General features: G+C 68.4%; 15 protein-coding genes and 2 pseudogenes. 11 read left to right on the forward strand and 6 right to left on the reverse strand.

What is annotated here, in order from left to right:
• Positions 1 to 22: 22 nt before the first annotated feature.
• A pseudogene (locus tag A5705_RS27550) lies at positions 23 to 181 on the forward strand (hypothetical protein); the annotation flags it as partial.
• A 62-nt stretch (positions 182 to 243) separates the two neighbouring features.
• Here A5705_RS27550 and A5705_RS24910 read toward each other — a convergent pair.
• A pseudogene (locus tag A5705_RS24910) lies at positions 244 to 882 on the reverse strand (FAD-dependent oxidoreductase); the annotation flags it as partial.
• Between the two features lie 225 nt (positions 883 to 1,107).
• Between A5705_RS24910 and A5705_RS24915 the strand changes: the two are divergent.
• Positions 1,108 to 1,560 (forward strand): Hsp20/alpha crystallin family protein, encoded by a 453-nt coding sequence (locus tag A5705_RS24915; protein ID WP_068280641.1) that lies wholly within the window; start codon positions 1,108 to 1,110, stop codon positions 1,558 to 1,560.
• 59 nt (positions 1,561 to 1,619) lie between these two features.
• On the opposite strand, the gene A5705_RS24920 is transcribed toward A5705_RS24915, so the two are convergent.
• A complete protein-coding gene (locus A5705_RS24920) occupies positions 1,620 to 2,159 on the reverse strand; it encodes a DUF302 domain-containing protein (RefSeq protein WP_068280645.1) in 540 nt (179 codons plus the stop codon).
• A 104-nt stretch (positions 2,160 to 2,263) separates the two neighbouring features.
• Here A5705_RS24920 and A5705_RS24925 point away from each other — a divergent pair, with 104 nt between their 5' ends.
• Positions 2,264 to 2,761: a helix-turn-helix domain-containing protein gene (locus A5705_RS24925; RefSeq protein WP_068280648.1), complete on the forward strand. Its 498-nt coding sequence runs from the start codon at positions 2,264 to 2,266 to the stop codon at positions 2,759 to 2,761.
• On the opposite strand, the gene A5705_RS24930 is transcribed toward A5705_RS24925, so the two are convergent.
• Complete coding sequence (locus tag A5705_RS24930; RefSeq protein WP_068281028.1) at positions 2,758 to 3,516, reverse strand: isocitrate lyase/phosphoenolpyruvate mutase family protein; 759 nt, start codon at positions 3,514 to 3,516, stop codon at positions 2,758 to 2,760. The two genes, A5705_RS24925 and A5705_RS24930, sit on opposite strands and share 4 nt — an antisense overlap.
• A 93-nt stretch (positions 3,517 to 3,609) precedes the next feature.
• On the opposite strand from A5705_RS24930, the gene A5705_RS24935 reads away from it, so the two are divergent.
• The 5 genes from A5705_RS24935 (at position 3,610) to A5705_RS28295 (ending at position 7,725) form a co-directional block, all read left to right on the forward strand.
• Positions 3,610 to 3,915 (forward strand): hypothetical protein, encoded by a 306-nt coding sequence (locus A5705_RS24935; RefSeq protein ID WP_067874744.1) that lies wholly within the window; start codon positions 3,610 to 3,612, stop codon positions 3,913 to 3,915.
• 78 nt (positions 3,916 to 3,993) lie between these two features.
• Entirely contained in the window at positions 3,994 to 4,821 is an 828-nt protein-coding gene (locus A5705_RS24940; protein WP_067874747.1) for a hypothetical protein, read from the forward strand.
• 40 nt (positions 4,822 to 4,861) lie between these two features.
• The gene (locus tag A5705_RS24945; RefSeq protein ID WP_067874750.1) at positions 4,862 to 6,793 is read left to right on the forward strand and encodes a fumarate reductase/succinate dehydrogenase flavoprotein subunit; all 1,932 of its coding nucleotides are present in this window, start codon (positions 4,862 to 4,864) and stop codon (positions 6,791 to 6,793) included.
• Positions 6,793 to 7,539 (forward strand): succinate dehydrogenase/fumarate reductase iron-sulfur subunit, encoded by a 747-nt coding sequence (locus A5705_RS24950; RefSeq protein WP_067874752.1) that lies wholly within the window; start codon positions 6,793 to 6,795, stop codon positions 7,537 to 7,539. Before A5705_RS24945 ends, A5705_RS24950 begins: the two co-directional genes overlap by 1 nt.
• Positions 7,540 to 7,569: 30 nt before the next feature.
• Positions 7,570 to 7,725 carry a hypothetical protein gene (locus A5705_RS28295; protein WP_197516896.1) on the forward strand — a complete coding sequence of 52 codons (156 nt, stop codon included), beginning with the start codon at positions 7,570 to 7,572 and terminating at the stop codon, positions 7,723 to 7,725.
• A gap of 91 nt (positions 7,726 to 7,816) precedes the next feature.
• Here A5705_RS28295 and A5705_RS24955 read toward each other — a convergent pair whose 3' ends face one another.
• The gene (locus tag A5705_RS24955; protein ID WP_067874755.1) at positions 7,817 to 8,305 is read right to left on the reverse strand and encodes a flavin reductase family protein; all 489 of its coding nucleotides are present in this window, start codon (positions 8,303 to 8,305) and stop codon (positions 7,817 to 7,819) included.
• 48 nt (positions 8,306 to 8,353) lie between these two features.
• On the reverse strand, positions 8,354 to 9,379 hold the full coding sequence (locus A5705_RS24960; RefSeq protein WP_369829623.1) for an isopenicillin N synthase family dioxygenase: 1,026 nt from the start codon (positions 9,377 to 9,379) through the stop codon (positions 8,354 to 8,356).
• A gap of 158 nt (positions 9,380 to 9,537) precedes the next feature.
• Here A5705_RS24960 and A5705_RS24965 point away from each other — a divergent pair, with 158 nt between their 5' ends.
• Positions 9,538 to 11,373 (forward strand): acyl-CoA dehydrogenase, encoded by a 1,836-nt coding sequence (locus A5705_RS24965; RefSeq protein WP_067874758.1) that lies wholly within the window; start codon positions 9,538 to 9,540, stop codon positions 11,371 to 11,373.
• Positions 11,374 to 11,652: 279 nt separating this feature from the next.
• Here A5705_RS24965 and A5705_RS24970 read toward each other — a convergent pair whose 3' ends face one another.
• The gene (locus A5705_RS24970) at positions 11,653 to 12,963 is read right to left on the reverse strand and encodes an acetyl-CoA C-acetyltransferase (RefSeq protein WP_068280651.1); all 1,311 of its coding nucleotides are present in this window, start codon (positions 12,961 to 12,963) and stop codon (positions 11,653 to 11,655) included.
• A 140-nt stretch (positions 12,964 to 13,103) separates the two neighbouring features.
• Between A5705_RS24970 and A5705_RS24975 the strand changes: the two genes are divergently transcribed.
• Positions 13,104 to 14,468 (forward strand): 3-oxoacyl-ACP reductase, encoded by a 1,365-nt coding sequence (locus tag A5705_RS24975; RefSeq protein WP_067874779.1) that lies wholly within the window; start codon positions 13,104 to 13,106, stop codon positions 14,466 to 14,468.
• A 19-nt stretch (positions 14,469 to 14,487) separates the two neighbouring features.
• Positions 14,488 to 15,333 carry a MaoC/PaaZ C-terminal domain-containing protein gene (locus A5705_RS24980; RefSeq protein WP_067874764.1) on the forward strand — a complete coding sequence of 282 codons (846 nt, stop codon included), beginning with the start codon at positions 14,488 to 14,490 and terminating at the stop codon, positions 15,331 to 15,333.
• The last annotated feature ends 4 nt before the right edge of the window (positions 15,334 to 15,337 follow it).

A 15,337-nucleotide genomic window follows, 5' to 3' on the forward strand; every position in this document is an offset into this window, starting at 1 on the left:
CGTCGAGATGATGCCACGGCTGATGGCCCAGCAGATCGACGAGGCCGGCGGCGCGCTGCTGGCCCGGATGGTCACCGAGCTGGGGATCGCGGTGCACGTCGGGACGGGCACCGAGTCGATCGAAGCCGTCGAGCACTCCGACGGCTCGGCCTCGGTGCGCGTGCGCCTGACCGACGGCGAGGTCATCGACGCCGGAGTGGTGATCTTCGCCGCCGGCGTCCGGCCGCGCGACGAGCTGGCGGTGACCATCCGGGCCAGCAGCGCGCCGCCGGCCTCGTCGATCTGCTGGGCCATCAGCCGTGGCATCATCTCGACGACGTGGGTGTGCAAACCGAACTGGCGCAACGCATTCGCCGCTTCGAGCCCCAGCAGGCCGCCACCGATGACCACCCCGCCGGGCACCCGGCCGGCCTCCAGCGTGCGCCGGGCGTCGGCGCGGATGGCGTCGAGGTCGTCGAGCGTGCGGTAGACGTGGCACAGCGGCAGGTCATGGCCGGGCACCGGGGGGACGAACGCGTAGGACCCGGTGGCCAGCACCAGGGCGTCGTAGCTGTGCCGCCGGCCGTCGGCGGTGACCACCGACTTTGTCGCCCGGTCGATTTCGGTCACGCGCGCGTTCAGCAGCAGCCGGACCCGCTCGTCGCCGGCGTAATCGTTGCCGGGCAGCGCCAGCAGCGCGCGGTCCCAGCTCTCGGTGTAGGAGGTCAGGCCGACGCGGTCATAGGCCGCGTCGGTTTCCTCCGCCAAAACCGTGATGCGCCAGGCACCCTCGGTGTCGCGGGCACGCAGCGCCTCGACCAGCCGGTGGCCCACCATGCCGTGTCCGACCACAACGACGTGACGCTCGGCACAGTGCTCGCGCCAGGTTTCGGATTGGGGCATGCCACGAGGGTAGGGGCCCCAAATTAAGGCGAAATCGCGGAATGTGACGCGGGCATGACGGCGCCCTCACACCTCACAACGGCCGCTGTGAAGGTGTTCGCTGCGGGCGAACGCCCGGGTGGAACTTTAGCCGGGTCGACTCAAGTTTCTAGAAATAGCCGTCCGGCAGCGCGCCGGTCACAGCAAACTCACAACGAAGCACAAGGAAGCAGAAGGAGAAAGCCCATGAGCAACCTCGCATTGTGGTCGCGACCGGCCTGGGACACCGACCGGTGGTTGCGCGACTTTTTCGGCCCCGCGGCCACGACCGACTGGTTCAAGCCGGTTGCCGGCGGATTCAGGCCGGCCGCTGAGATCGTCAGGGACGGCGACGACGCCGTCGTCCGCCTCGAACTGCCCGGCGTGGACATCGACAAGGACGTCAACGTCGAGGTCGACTCCGAAAACGGGGTAGGCCGCCTGGTGATCCACGGCGAACACCGCGACGAGCACGCGGAGGAGGAGAACGGCCGCACCCTGCGCGAGATTCGGTACGGATCGTTCCGCCGGTCGTTCCAGCTGCCCGCGCACGTCACCAGCGAGGCCATCGCGGCCTCCTACGACGCCGGTGTGCTGACCGTGCGGGTCGCCGGCGCCTACTCCGGGACGCAGGCGCAGCGCATCGCGATCACGAAGTAGTTCGCGACCGGTAGCGGCCAGGTCCGGTGGGGCCGACGGCTCCGCCGGATCTGGCGCGTCTAGCACCCGAAGGCAGCGGCGGCATCGATTCCGATGAGCCGCAACAGGTTTACCACCTTGCGATCGAGATCCTTTCCCACCGCGGCGACCGCGGCGATGCCCAGGCTGGCGAACGCGGCGCTGGGCTGGTCCATCGAAAAGACCGCGTTGCCGTCGGCGTCCTCGTAGAGGAGCACCCGCAGCGGCGCGTACAGCAGCGCCCTGGGATCGTGGCGGAACATCGTCTCGGCGATGGTGTGGTTGCCGAGCAGGTACTCCACCGCCTTGGTGGTGTGGCCGGCCAGGCAGAACAGGGGAAGCGCGTCGATGGTGGCGTAGACCATCAGCCCGTTCGGTGCGTTGATGGCGGCGGCCGCGCGCACGTCGTCCCAGCCGCCCCCGCCCTCGCTGATCCGCTGCACGGCCGCCCGGTCGACCGGCGGCGCCGCTCGCTCGAAAGCGGTTCTGAATTCGTCGAATTCCACCCCGGTGACGACGTCGATGCGGTTCATCGGGTGCTGGGCCGCGGTGAATGCGGCCGGTGCAGCGCTGGTCGTCATTGCGACTCCTCACGGTTCGACGGCCCATCCTGGTTCGGTGAATGAACTCCGCACCGGCGAGTGTATGGTTCAGTCAACGAACCCGCAAGGCGTAACATCGGGCCGTGGCCCTTCCCCGCGAATATCCGGCCGAAAGCTGCCCCATCGCGCGGTCCCTGGAGATCGTCGGCGAACGGTGGACGTTGCTCATCCTGCGCGACGCCTTCTACGGGGCCCGGCGGTTCAGCGACCTGCAACGTCATCTCGGCATCCCGAAGGCGGTGCTGTCCGAACGGCTGGGCTTCCTCGTGGAAGAGGGTGTGCTGACCAAGGATTCGGCCGGGTACCGGGTGACGGCCAAGGGCAGGCAGCTGTGGCCGCTGATCTGGTCGATGATCACCTGGGGCAACGACAACTACGTGGACAAGCCCCACCGAAGGAGCTACCGGCACGCGGACTGCGGGGGGACGATCGGTCCGGACCGCGTGTGCCACCGGTGCGCGCAGGTTCCCGACGTCGCCGACATCGTCGCCCACCCGCCGCCGCGACCGCGCAATCCGAGCCACGACGATCCCGTCAGCCAAGCGCTCCGGCGTCCCCACCGAATGCTGGAGCCGATCTAGCCCCAGCGGGCCAGCAACTCCTTGGCGCGTCCGGCCAGGGCGGCCTGCAGGAACGGCCCGAAGCTGATCCGTGCGACGCCCAGCGGGCCAAACGATGACGGGTCGTCCTGGTCGGGCAGCGCGATCGCGTTCATCGGCAGCGGCAAGTCAACGGCCAAGCGCCGCAACGTGTCCGGGTCATGTCGGCCGACGGGGTAGAGCACGTCGGCGCCCGCGTGAGCGGCCTCGGTCAGGCGCGCTATCGCGCGTTCGACGCGGTCGGAATCGTCTCCGTCCTTGCGCAGAAAAAGGTCCGTCCGGGCGTTGATCACGACATGCACCCCGGCCGCGTCGGCGGCCGACCGCAGCGCCGCGACCAGTTCGGCGTGTTCGCCGGCCGACCGCAGCCGCTTGCCCTCGCCATGCACGGTGTCCTCGATGTTCAGGCCGACGGCACCCACGCTCAGCAGGCCCTCGATCAGACGCGCCGCCGGCTGCCCGTAGCCCGATTCGATGTCCACCGACACCGGCACCTCGACGGCGGCCGTGATCTGCGCGACCCGCGTGAGCACGTCGTCGAACGACATGCCCTCCCCGTCCGGTTTGCCGATCGAGTCGGCCAGCGGGTGGCTACCCACCGTCAGCGCGGCGAACCCCGCCTCGATGGCCAAGCGCGCCGACCATGCGTCCCACACGGTCGGCAGGATCACCGGGTTGCCCGGCTGGTGCAGTTCGAGCAACGCCGTCGCGCGCCGGGCGGTGGTTTGGTCTGTCATGGTGTCCGACATTAGGCCGCCGCGGTGGCTACTATCGGGGGCATACTGTGATCCGTGACACCGTCGAGCGCGGGGGAGATCCGAGGAGATCTGTTGACGAGCCCTACCGGCACTGCTGAACTCGCCGAACTGCACGACCTCATCGGCGGCTTGCGGCGGTGCGTGAACTCCCTGCGGGCGCGGTACGGCGAAAGCCCGGCGATGCGCCGCATCGTCATCGACGCCGACCGGATCCTTTCCGACGTCGAATTGCTCGATTCCGACGTCTCCGAATTGGATCTGTCCCGCGCCACCGTGCAGCAGTCCGGCGAGAAAATCGTCATTCCCGACACCCAATACGACAGCGATTTCTGGCGTGATGTCGACGACGAGGGTGTCGGGGGTCACAGCAGGTCCTGACAACACAAGCCCCCCGAAAATGAGGGGGTGCTCTCTGTGTACCCTTCGACCAACAGCCCGTTCGAAGAGGAACACTAGATGAGCGCACCCACGGCGAACCGTCCTGCGTCCGGTGTCTTTTCACCGACGCGCGCCAGCATCCCGCAACGGACCCTACGCACCGACCGGTGGTGGATGTCGCCGCTGCGGATCGACCTGGGCTTCGCCGCATTCCTCATCTATGCGACGGCGCGCGCGTTCCAGCAGAACTACTTCTTCGTCCCGAAGTACCACTACCTGACGCCGTTCTACTCGCCGTGCGTCAGCACGGCTTGCGGGGAGGCGCACGACTTCTGGCCCCAGATCCTGCCGGACGTGTGGTGGCTGCCCTACGCCGCGCTGACCCTGCCGTTCCTGCTGCTGTTCCGGCTGACGTGCTACTACTACCGCGGCGCCTACTACCGCACCGTGTGGCAGTCGCCCACCGCGTGCGCGGTGGCCGAGCCCCGCGTGCACTACACCGGCGAGACCAAGTTGCCGCTGATCATTCAGAACAGCCATCGGTATTTCTTCTACATCGCCGGCATCATCTCGGTGATCAACACCTACGACGCGATCATCGGCTTTCATTCCGACTCCGGTCCGGGCGGCTTCGGCTTCGGGCTGGGCAACCTGATCATGGTCGGCAACGTCGTCATGTTGTGGGTCTACACGTTGTCCTGCCACTCGTGCCGGCACGTCACCGGCGGGCGGCTCAAGCACTTCTCCAAGCACCCTGTGCGGTACTGGATCTGGACCCAGGTCAGCCACATCAACACCCGCCACAAGCTGTACGCCTGGATCACGCTGGGCACGCTGATGCTCACCGACTTCTACATCGCGCTGGTGGCCGGGGGCGCCATTCCCGATCTGAGATTTGTTGGCTGACAAGTCAATTGACGGACGATAAGACTTAGCGAGGGTTTTCATGGTTGATGTCGAGCGGCATGCCTACGACGTAGTCGTCATCGGCGCCGGCGGCGCGGGGCTGCGCGCGGTCATCGAAGCGCGCGAACGCGGCCTGCGGGTCGCGGTGGTGTGCAAATCCCTGTTCGGCAAGGCCCACACGGTGATGGCCGAGGGCGGCTGCGCGGCGTCGATGGGCAACACCAACCCGAAGGACAACTGGAAGACCCACTTCGGCGACACCATGCGCGGCGGGAAGTTCCTCAACAACTGGCGGATGGCCGAGCTGCACGCCAAGGAGGCGCCGGACCGGGTCTGGGAGCTGGAAACGTACGGCGCCCTGTTCGATCGCCTCAAGGACGGCAAGATCAGCCAGCGCAACTTCGGCGGGCACACCTACCCGCGGCTGGCGCACGTCGGAGACCGCACCGGCCTGGAGCTGATCCGCACCATGCAGCAGAAGATCGTGTCGCTGCAGCAGGAGGACCACGCCGAACTCGGCGACTACGAGGCGCGCATCAGGGTGTTCGCCGAGTGCACCATCACCGAACTGATCAAGGACGGTGACGCGATCGCCGGGGCCTTCGGCTACTGGCGCGAGAGCGGCAACTTCGTCCTGTTCGAGGCGCCCGCGGTGGTGCTGGCCACCGGCGGGATCGGCAAGTCGTTCAAGGTGACGTCGAACTCCTGGGAGTACACCGGCGACGGGCACGCGCTCGCCCTGCGCGCCGGCGCCTCGCTGATCAACATGGAGTTCGTCCAGTTCCACCCGACGGGCATGGTGTGGCCGCCCAGCGTGAAGGGGATCCTGGTCACCGAGGGCGTCCGCGGCGACGGCGGTGTGCTGAAGAACTCCGACGGCAAGCGGTTCATGTTCGACTACATCCCGCCCGTGTTCAAGGGTCAGTACGCGGAGACCGAGCAGGAGGCCGACCAGTGGCTCAAGGACAACGACTCGGCCCGTCGCACCCCGGACCTGCTGCCCCGCGATGAGGTCGCGCGCGCGATCAACTCCGAGGTCAAGGCCGGCCGGGGCAGCCCGCACGGCGGGGTCTTCCTCGACATCGCGTCCCGGCTGACGCCGGAGGAGATCAAGCGCCGGCTGCCGTCGATGTACCACCAGTTCAAGGAGCTGGCCGGGGTCGACATCACCAAGGAGCCGATGGAAGTCGGGCCCACCTGCCACTACGTGATGGGCGGCGTCGAGGTGGACGCCGACACGGGAGCGGCCACGGTGCCCGGGCTGTTCGCCGCCGGCGAGTGCTCCGGCGGCATGCACGGCTCCAACCGGCTGGGCGGCAACTCGCTGTCGGACCTGCTGGTGTTCGGGCGGCGCGCCGGCCTGGGGGCCGCCGACTACGTGCGCGCGCTGAGCAGCCGCCCCGCGGTCGCCCAGGATGCCGTCGACGCGGCGGCCAAGAGGGCGCTGGCGCCCTTCGACGGCCCGACCGACGGCGCCCCCGCCGAGAACCCGTACACCTTGCAGCTGGAACTGCAGCAGTCGATGAACGACCTGGTGGGCATCATCCGCAAGTCGGAGGAGATCTCCGAGGCCCTCGGCCGGCTGGACAAGCTCCGCGAGCGGTTCAAGAACATCCGCGTCGAGGGCGGTCGCCAATACAACCCCGGCTGGAACCTGGCCATCGACCTGCGCAACATGCTGCTGGTCAGCGAGTGCGTGGCCAAGGCCGCGCTGGAGCGCACCGAGAGCCGCGGCGGGCACACCCGCGACGACCACCCGTCGATGGATTCGTCGTGGCGCAAGGTGTTGCTGGTGTGCCGGGCAGTCGGCGAGCCCGGCGACCTGGAAGCCGCCGTGATCCCCGACATCAGCATCACGCGGGAGGACCAGACGCCGATGCGGGCCGACCTGCTGGAGCTCTTCGAGATCTCCGAGCTGGAGAAGTACTACACCGACCAGGAGCTGGCCGATCACCCAGGACGGAGAGCTTAATGACCTACAACGCCACCATGCGGGTGTGGCGCGGCGACGACACCGACGGCGCACTGCAGGACTTCACGGTCGAGGTCAACGAGGGCGAGGTGGTGCTCGACATCATCCATCGCCTGCAGCAGACCCAGACGCCCGACCTCGCGGTGCGGTGGAACTGCAAGGCCGGCAAGTGCGGGTCGTGCTCGGCGGAGATCAACGGCTACCCCCGGCTGATGTGCATGACCCGGATGTCGACGTTCGCCGAGGACGAGGTGGTGACCGTCACCCCGCTGCGGACGTTCCCGGTGATCCGCGACCTGGTCACCGACGTGTCGTTCAACTACGAAAAGGCCCGGGAGATACCGTCGTTCGCGCCGCCCAAGGACCTGCAGCCCGGCGAATACCGGATGGCGCAGGCCGACGTGCAGCGGTCGCAGGAGTTCCGCAAGTGCATCGAGTGCTTCCTGTGCCAGAACGTCTGCCACGTGGTCCGCGACCACGAGGAGAACAAGAAGGCGTTCGCGGGCCCGCGCTTTCTGATGCGCATCGCGGAGCTGGAAATGCACCCGCTGGACACGCTGGACCGGCGCAACCAGGCGCAGGAAGAGCACGGCTTGGGCTACTGCAACATCACCAAGTGCTGCACCGAGGTGTGCCCGGAAAACATCAAGATCACCGACAACGCGTTGATCCCGATGAAGGAGCGGGTCGCGGATCGCAAATACGACCCCGTGGTGTGGCTGGGCAACAAGCTGTTCCGCCGTTAAGGGCCCGCCCGCATCGGGTACCCGAACCCGATGCGAGGAACCACCAGCGTCAACGAGATCCGCACCGCGATCCGCGAGCTGTCGGTCCGCGCCGAACTCGCGCACAAGGAAGGCCGGCAGGACGACGCGGCCGAAATCGAGCGGCGCATCGCCGGCTACCGGGAAGAACTGGGCCACCGCCCCTAGGCGCCCGCGCTCATGCGCCGAGACTGCGCCCAGCGCGCCGCATCGGCGGCATGACACGCGCTGAGCGCAGGATCGATGCGGCCCAAGGCCGTCAGACGCCGAGTCGGCGCAATTCGCTGCGGTGAAAGACGATCGGCGCCACTGCGGCATCCACCGTGACCTGCGTGACCCGCAGCACGACGATCGTGTGGTCCCCGGCCGGGATCAGTTGCTCGATCGCGCTTTCCAGCCATAGCCCGGTGCCCTTGATGAAGACCGCACCGGTTTCGCTGGATACCGTCTCCAAGCCGGCGAACCTGTCGCCCGTCTTGGCGGCCAGCGTGCGCACGGCCACGTCATGGGCCTCACCCAGCACGCTGATGCCCAGCATCGGCACGCCCTTGAGTTTCGGCCAGGTCGTCGACGTGTTCTGCACGCAGAACGAAACCAACGGCGGTTCCAGCGAGACGGGGACAAAGGTGCTGGCCGCCAAGCCTTCACGCACACCATCGACTTGGGCCGCGATGGCCACCACTCCGGTGGGGAAGTGGCCGAACGCTTCACGCAGCGACGACGGCGTCAGATTGCTGTTCGAATTCACCGGACTTCATTGCTCCTTGAGCCGAGAACGGAATTCTCGCCCCCGACCCTACCTTGCCGAATATCCATGGGCCGAAGCCACATCCGGATGCGCCCGCAATCTGCTCTTCCACGCGTTGCGACCGTAGACCGGGTAAATCGGGTCCGACGGGTCGTGTTCCCTGTCGGCGAGCGCGGCTAGGTCCGCGGGCAGCGAGAGCAGCGGCAGCCGCGCGTCCAGGCGCGGGTTGAAGAAGTAGGGCACCGAGATCCGCCCTGGTCCGTCCAGGTTCACCCGGTGCTCGGTGGCGCGGAGGTAGCCGCCCGTCGCCACCTCGAGCAGTTCGCCGATGTTGACGATGAACGCGCCCGGCACGGGCGGCACGTCGATCCAGCCGTCGGCGCCACCGCGGGCGCGTCGCACCTGGAGCCCGCGGCTGCCCGGCTCGGCCAACAGCAGCGTCAGCACGCCGGCGTCGCGGTGCGGGCCCACCCCCTGCGAGCCGGCCGCGCGGGCGGGATAGCGGATGAGCTTGATCAGCGTGGCCGGCGCGTCGGCGAACGCCGCGTCGAAGACGTCGGGCGCGCTGCCCAGCGAGGCGGCCCAATGCCGCAGCAGGGTGCGGGCCACCGCGGACAGCGCGGCGTCCCACTCGGCGATGATCCCGGGCAACTCCGGCAGGGCCTCGGGCCACTGATTCGGGCCCTGCAGCCACAGGTAGTCCGGCTTGCCGGGGCCGCCGATCGGGGCGCGCTCGGGCCCGATGTCGATCTGCTCGCGCCAGTCCACCCGGCCCCGGGTCAGCTCGCCGCCCAGCCGCGTATAGCCACGGAAATGCGGGCTGCGCGCCATGGCGATGGCGTCCTTGCCGGCGTCCGGCAGGTCGAACAGGCGCCGCGCCGCGTCGAGCACCCTGCCCACCAGCGCGTCCGCCACGCCGTGGCCGATCAGGTAGAAGAACCCGACCTCGTGGGCGGCGGCCCGCAGCCCTTCCCGCAGCGGTGCCTCAGGCGCCCGAAGATCGACCACGGGCAGCGACGTGACGCGTCTCACGTCGCTCGCCGGCGCTTCGTCCCCGCAGGTCAGGGGGGCGATATCAGACTTCCCAACCGGTTGGTTAGTTAGACGCTGCAATGTAGCTCACACTCGCTTTGCGTTGACGCAAATAACGGATATATTTTAGGGCAGTTACTGGTGGGTAACTTAGACCTAGTACCCAACCACAAGTGGCATTCTCAACGAGGAGGAACGTAGTGAGCCACTACAAGAGCAACGTCCGTGACCAGGTGTTCAACCTGTTCGAAGTCTTCGGCGTTGACAAGGCTTTAGGCCAGGGCGAGTACAGCGACCTGGACGCCGACACCGCACAGGAGATGCTGACCGAGATCAGCCGGCTGGCCGAGGGGCCGGTCGCGGAATCGTTCGTCGAGGGTGACCGCAACCCACCGGTTTTCGACCCCGAGACCCACTCGGTGACGTTGCCGGAGAATTTCAAGAAGTCGGTACGCGCGGTGCAGGAGGCCGGCTGGGACAAGGCCGGCATCGACGAGGCGCTGGGCGGCATGCCGATGCCCAAGGCGCTGGTATGGGCGCTGCACGAGCACATCCTCGGCGCTAACCCGGCGGTGTGGATGTACGCCGGCGGCGCCGGCTTCGCCAACGTCATCTACCACCTCGGCACCGAGGAGCAGAAGCGGTGGGCCGTGCTCTGCGCGGAGCGCGGTTGGGGCGCGACCATGGTGCTCACCGAGCCGGACGCCGGTTCGGACGTGGGCGCCGGCCGCACCAAGGCCGTCCAGCAGGAGGATGGCTCCTGGCACATCGACGGTGTCAAGCGGTTCATCACCTCCGCCGACTCCGACGACCTGTTCGAGAACATCGTGCACCTGGTGCTGGCCCGCCCCGAGGGCGCCGGCCCCGGCACCAAGGGCCTGTCGCTGTTCATCGTGCCCAAGTTCCTGTTCGACCCCGAGACCGGCGAGCCGGGCGAGCGCAACGGCGTGTTCGTCACGAACGTCGAGCACAAGATGGGCCTGAAGGTCTCGGCGACGTGTGAGCTGTCGTTCGGCCAGCACGGCGTGCCCGCCAAGGGCTGGCTGGTCGGCGAGGTGCACAACGGCATCGCCCAGATGTTCGACGTCATCGAGATGGCCCGCATGATGGTCGGCACCAAGGCGATCGCCACGCTGTCGACGGGCTACCTCAACGCGCTGGAATACGCCAAGGAGCGCGTGCAGGGCGCCGACATGACCCAGATGACCGACAAGACCGCGCCGCGGGTGACGATCACGCATCACCCCGATGTGCGCCGGTCGCTGATGACCCAGAAGGCCTACGCCGAGGGTCTGCGGGCGCTGTACCTCTACACCGCGACCTACCAGGACGCGGCCGTGGCCGCGGCGCTGCACGGGGTGGACGCCGACCTGGCGGTCAAGGTCAACGACCTGATGCTGCCGGTGGTCAAGGGCGTGGGCTCCGAGCAGGCCTACGCGAAGCTGACCGAGAGCCTGCAAACGTTGGGCGGGTCCGGCTTCCTGCAGGACTACCCGATCGAGCAGTACATCCGGGACTCCAAGATCGACTCGCTGTACGAGGGCACCACGGCCATCCAGGCGCAGGACTTCTTCTTCCGCAAGATCGTCCGCGACAAGGGTGTGGCGCTGGCCCACGTGTCGGGTGAGATCCAGAAGTTCGTGGACAGCGAGTCCGGCAACGGCCGGCTCAAGACCGAGCGCGAGCTGCTGGGCAAGGCACTGGCCGACGTCCAGGCCATGGCCGCCAGCCTGACCGGCTACCTGATGGCGGCCCAGGAGGACGTCACCAGCCTGTACAAGGTGGGCCTGGGTTCGGTGCGCTTCCTGATCAGCGTCGGCGACCTGGTCATCGGCTGGTTGCTGCAGCGTCAGGCGGCGGTGGCCGTGGCGGCGCTGGACGCCGGCGCCAGCGGCGCCGAGCGGTCGTTCTACGAGGGCAAGGTCGCCGTGGCGTCGTTCTTCGCCAAGAACTTCCTGCCGCTGCTGGCCGGCACCCGTGAGGTCATCGAGACGCTGGACAACGACATCATGGAGCTCGACGAGGCCGCGTTCTAAGCCGGAAAACGCCGAAATCCCCCCGTTCTGTGGAACGGGGGGATTTTGCGTTTGGCGATGCCAGGGCGCGCGCACGATAAAGGCCGCCGCTGGATCCCCTCACTCCAGCGGCGGCCGGTCTAGCAACGCCCGTCCGCGCTGACGGCCGCTTGACCCAAGGGATGCCCCGTATTGCCGTCGGGGTCGGGGGGTCAGACCGCAACACGGGGCTATCCGGACCGTCGAGTACCCCGCACCCGGCATTCGTAACCGGTTGTGACCGATTTCATCCGGGGAAGGTCAGGCCTGAAGGATCGCGGCCACACCCTGGCCGCCGGCGGCGCAGATCGAAATCAGCGCCCGGACGGTTCCGCCGCCCTGCTGTTCGGCCTTCTTCTCGGCCAGCTGCTTGGCGGCCTGGGCCAGGATCCGCCCGCCGGTGGCGGCGAAGGGATGGCCGGCGGCCAGCGAGGAGCCGTTCACGTTGAGCTTGGATCGGTCGATCGAGCCGAGCGCCGCGTCGAGCCCCAGCCGCTCCTTGCAGTACTCCTCGGATTCCCAGGCCTGCAGATGCGCCAGCACCACCGACGCGAACGCCTCGTGAATCTCGTAGAAGTCGAAATCCTGCAGGCTGAGCCCGTTTCTCGCCAGTAGCCGGGGCACCGCGTAGGTCGGCGCCATCAGCAGCCCGTCGCGCCCGTTGACGTAGTCGACCGCGGCGGTCTCGGCGTCAACCAGGTAGGCCAGCGGGGTCAGCGAGTGGGCGGCCGCCCAGTCCTCGCTGGCCAGCAGCGCGACCGACGCGCCGTCCGTCAGCGGCGTCGAATTGCCCGCCGTCATCGTGGCGTCGCCGTTCTTCACCCCGAAGACTGGGCGCAGCGTCGCCAGCTTCTCGGTGCTCGCGTCGGGCCGCAGGTTGTCGTCGCGGTAGAGCCCCAGGAACGGCGTGACCAGGTCGTCGAAGAAGCCGCGGTCGTAGGCGGCGGCCATGTTGCGGTGGCTGGCCACGGCCAGCGCGTCCTGGTCGACGCGTTTGATGCCCATCTGCTTGGTGGTGATGGCGGCGTGCTCGCCCATCGACAGCCCGGTGCGCGGCTCGCTGTTGGCCGGGATCTCGATTCCGAGGGTGGCCGGCAGCGTGCCGACCAGCCGGAGGCGCTGCAGGTTCGACTTGGAGCGACGCAGTTTGAGCAGCTGGCGACGAAGGTTGTCGCCCAGCCCGATCGGTGGGTCGGATGTGGTGTCCACCCCGCCGGCCGCGGCGACCTCGTAGCGGCCGGACGCCACGCCGTCGGCCGCGGCGATCGCCGCCTGCAGCCCGGTGCCGCAGGCCTGCTGGATGTCGAACGCCGGCGTGTACGACGACAGCTCGGAACCCAGCACGCATTCGCGGGTCAGGTTGAAGTCGCGGCTGTGCTTGAGCACCGCGCCACCGACGACCACGCCGAGCCGCTCGCCGGCCAGCCCGTACCTTTCCACCAGCCCGTCCAGGGCCGCGGTGAACATGTCCTGGTTGGACGCCTCGGCGTAGGCGCCGTCGGACCTCGCGAACGGAATGCGATTGCCGCCCAGCACCGCGACGGGTCGCCTGGTCTTGTTGTCAGGGGCCACTTTTCTCTCCGTGTATCTCCGGGTACACCAGTCTTGAACCGGCCGTTAGAGGCCATACTACCCACTGTTCTTACTCTGAAGTAAGTTCGTCCCGATACGGTTGGCCTGATACCGCACTACCCATGGAAGGCAGCAGCTAAGTGGCTCCCAAGCGCTCGTCGGATCTGTTCTCGCAGGTCGTCAACTCCGGGCCCGGATCGTTTCTGGCAAAGCAACTCGGCGTCCCGCAGCCCGAGACGCTTCGCCGTTACCGCCCCGGCGATCCGCCGCTGGCCGGCTCGCTGCTGATCGGCGGTGAGGGCCGGGTGGTCGAGCCGCTGCGGGCGGCCCTGGACAAGGACTACGACGTCGTGGGCGCCAACCTGGGCGGCCGCTGGGCCGATCAGTTCGCCGGCCTGGTTTTCGACGCCACCGGGATCACCGCGCCGGCCGGGCTGAAGGCCCTGCACGAGTTCTTCACCCCGGTGCTGCGCAACCTCGGCCACAGCGCGCGCGTCGTCGTGGTCGGCACCACGCCCGACGCCGCCGGCAGCACCGACGAGCGCATCGCGCAGCGGGCGCTGGAGGGCTTCACCCGCTCGCTGGGCAAGGAACTGCGCAACGGCGCCACCGTGCAACTGGTGTACCTGTCGCCGGCCGCCAAACCCGCGGCCACCGGCCTGGAATCCACGATGCGGTTCATCCTGTCGGGCAAGTCGGCGTACGTCGACGGCCAGGTCTTCTACGTCGGCGAGGCCGACTCGACGCCGCCGGCCGACTGGGACCGGCCGCTGGACGGCAAGGTCGCGGTCGTGACCGGCGCCGCCCGCGGCATCGGCGCCTGCATCGCCGAGGTGTTCGCCCGCGACGGCGCCCGCGTGGTGGCGATCGACGTGGAGTCCGCCGCCGACGCCCTGGCCGAGACCGCCAGCCGGGTCGGCGGCACCCCGCTGTGGCTCGACGTCACCGCCGACGACGCCGTCGACAAGATCACCGAGCACCTGCGCGACCACTACGCCGGCCATGCCGACGTCCTGGTCAACAACGCCGGCATCACCCGCGACAAGCTGCTGGCCAACATGGACGACGCCCGCTGGGACGCCGTGCTGGCCGTGAATCTGCTTGCCCCGCAACGGCTTACCGAAGGCCTGGTCGGCAACGGCAGCATCGGCGAAGGTGGCCGGGTGATCGGCCTGTCGTCGATGGCCGGCATCGCCGGCAACCGCGGGCAGACCAACTACGCGACCACCAAGGCCGGGATGATCGGCCTGACCCAGGCGCTGGCGCCGGGGCTGTATGAGAAGGGCATCACGATCAACGCCGTCGCACCGGGATTCATCGAGACCCAGATGACCGCCGCCATCCCGCTGGCCACCCGGGAGGTGGGCCGCCGGATGAACTCGCTGCTGCAGGGCGGGCAGCCGGTGGACGTCGCCGAGACGATCGCCTATTTCGCCAGCCCGGCCTCGAACGCGGTGACCGGCAACGTCATTCGGGTCTGCGGCCAGGCGATGCTGGGCGCGTAGGGTTGCCGAGGAGAACGCGATGAACCAGCCAAGCGGCCTGAAGAACATGCTGCGCGCGGCGGCCGGGGCCCTGCCGCTGGTGCCCCGCTCGGACCAGCTGCCCACCCGCACGGTGGCCGTGGACGAGCTGCCGATCGACCAGGCGAACGTGGCCGAGTACGCGGGGGTCACCGGGCTGCGCTACGGCAATCACGTGCCGCTGACCTACCCGTTCACGTTGACCTTTCCCGCGATGATGTCGCTGGTGACCGGCTTCGACTTCCCCTTCGCGGCAATGGGCGCGGTGCACACCGAGAACCGCATCGCGCAGTACCGCCCGATCGCGGTGACCGACACCGTCGGCGTGCGCGTGCACGCCGAGAACCTGCGCGAGCACCGCAAGGGCCTGCTGGTCGACCTGGTGACGGACGTCAGCGTCGGCAACGAGGCGGCGTGGCACCAGGTGACCACCTTCCTGCACCAGCAGCGGACCAGCCTGTCCGACGAGCCCAAACCGCCGCCGCAGAAGCAGCCGAAGCTGCCGCCGCCCAGCACCGTGCTGCGGGTGAGCGCCGGCCAGATCCGCCGCTACGCCGTCGTCGGCGGCGACCACAACCCCATCCACACCAACCCGATCGCCGCCAGGCTGTTCGGGTTCCCGACGGTGATCGCACACGGGATGTTCAGCGCCGCAGCGGTTTTGGCCAACATCGAGGCCCGGTTTCCCGACCAGGTGCAGTATTCGGTGCGGTTCGGCAAGCCGCTGGTGCTGCCCGGCACGGCCGGGCTCTACATCGACGAGGGCGATGACGGCGGCTGGGACCTTTCGCTGCGCAACGTCGCCAAGGGCTACCCCTATCTGACCGGCAGCGTGCGGGCCCTCTAGCGCC

The organism is Mycobacterium sp. E787, assembly GCF_001668725.1.
Lineage (GTDB): Bacteria > Actinomycetota > Actinomycetes > Mycobacteriales > Mycobacteriaceae > Mycobacterium.

What these genes read in the sequence shown, in the direction of transcription:
- A5705_RS24950 (WP_067874752.1), top strand. Translation starts at nt 6,793, where the DNA reads ATGACCTACAACGCCACCATGCGGGTGTGGCGCGGCGACGACACCGAC.
- A5705_RS24980 (WP_067874764.1), top strand. Translation starts at nt 14,488, where the DNA reads ATGAACCAGCCAAGCGGCCTGAAGAACATGCTGCGCGCGGCGGCCGGG.
- A5705_RS24920 (WP_068280645.1), bottom strand. Translation starts at nt 2,159, where the DNA reads ATGACGACCAGCGCTGCACCGGCCGCATTCACCGCGGCCCAGCACCCG.
- A5705_RS24915 (WP_068280641.1), top strand. Translation starts at nt 1,108, where the DNA reads ATGAGCAACCTCGCATTGTGGTCGCGACCGGCCTGGGACACCGACCGG.
- A5705_RS28295 (WP_197516896.1), top strand. Translation starts at nt 7,570, where the DNA reads ATGCGAGGAACCACCAGCGTCAACGAGATCCGCACCGCGATCCGCGAG.
- A5705_RS24945 (WP_067874750.1), top strand. Translation starts at nt 4,862, where the DNA reads ATGGTTGATGTCGAGCGGCATGCCTACGACGTAGTCGTCATCGGCGCC.
- A5705_RS24930 (WP_068281028.1), bottom strand. Translation starts at nt 3,516, where the DNA reads ATGACAGACCAAACCACCGCCCGGCGCGCGACGGCGTTGCTCGAACTG.
- A5705_RS24940 (WP_067874747.1), top strand. Translation starts at nt 3,994, where the DNA reads ATGAGCGCACCCACGGCGAACCGTCCTGCGTCCGGTGTCTTTTCACCG.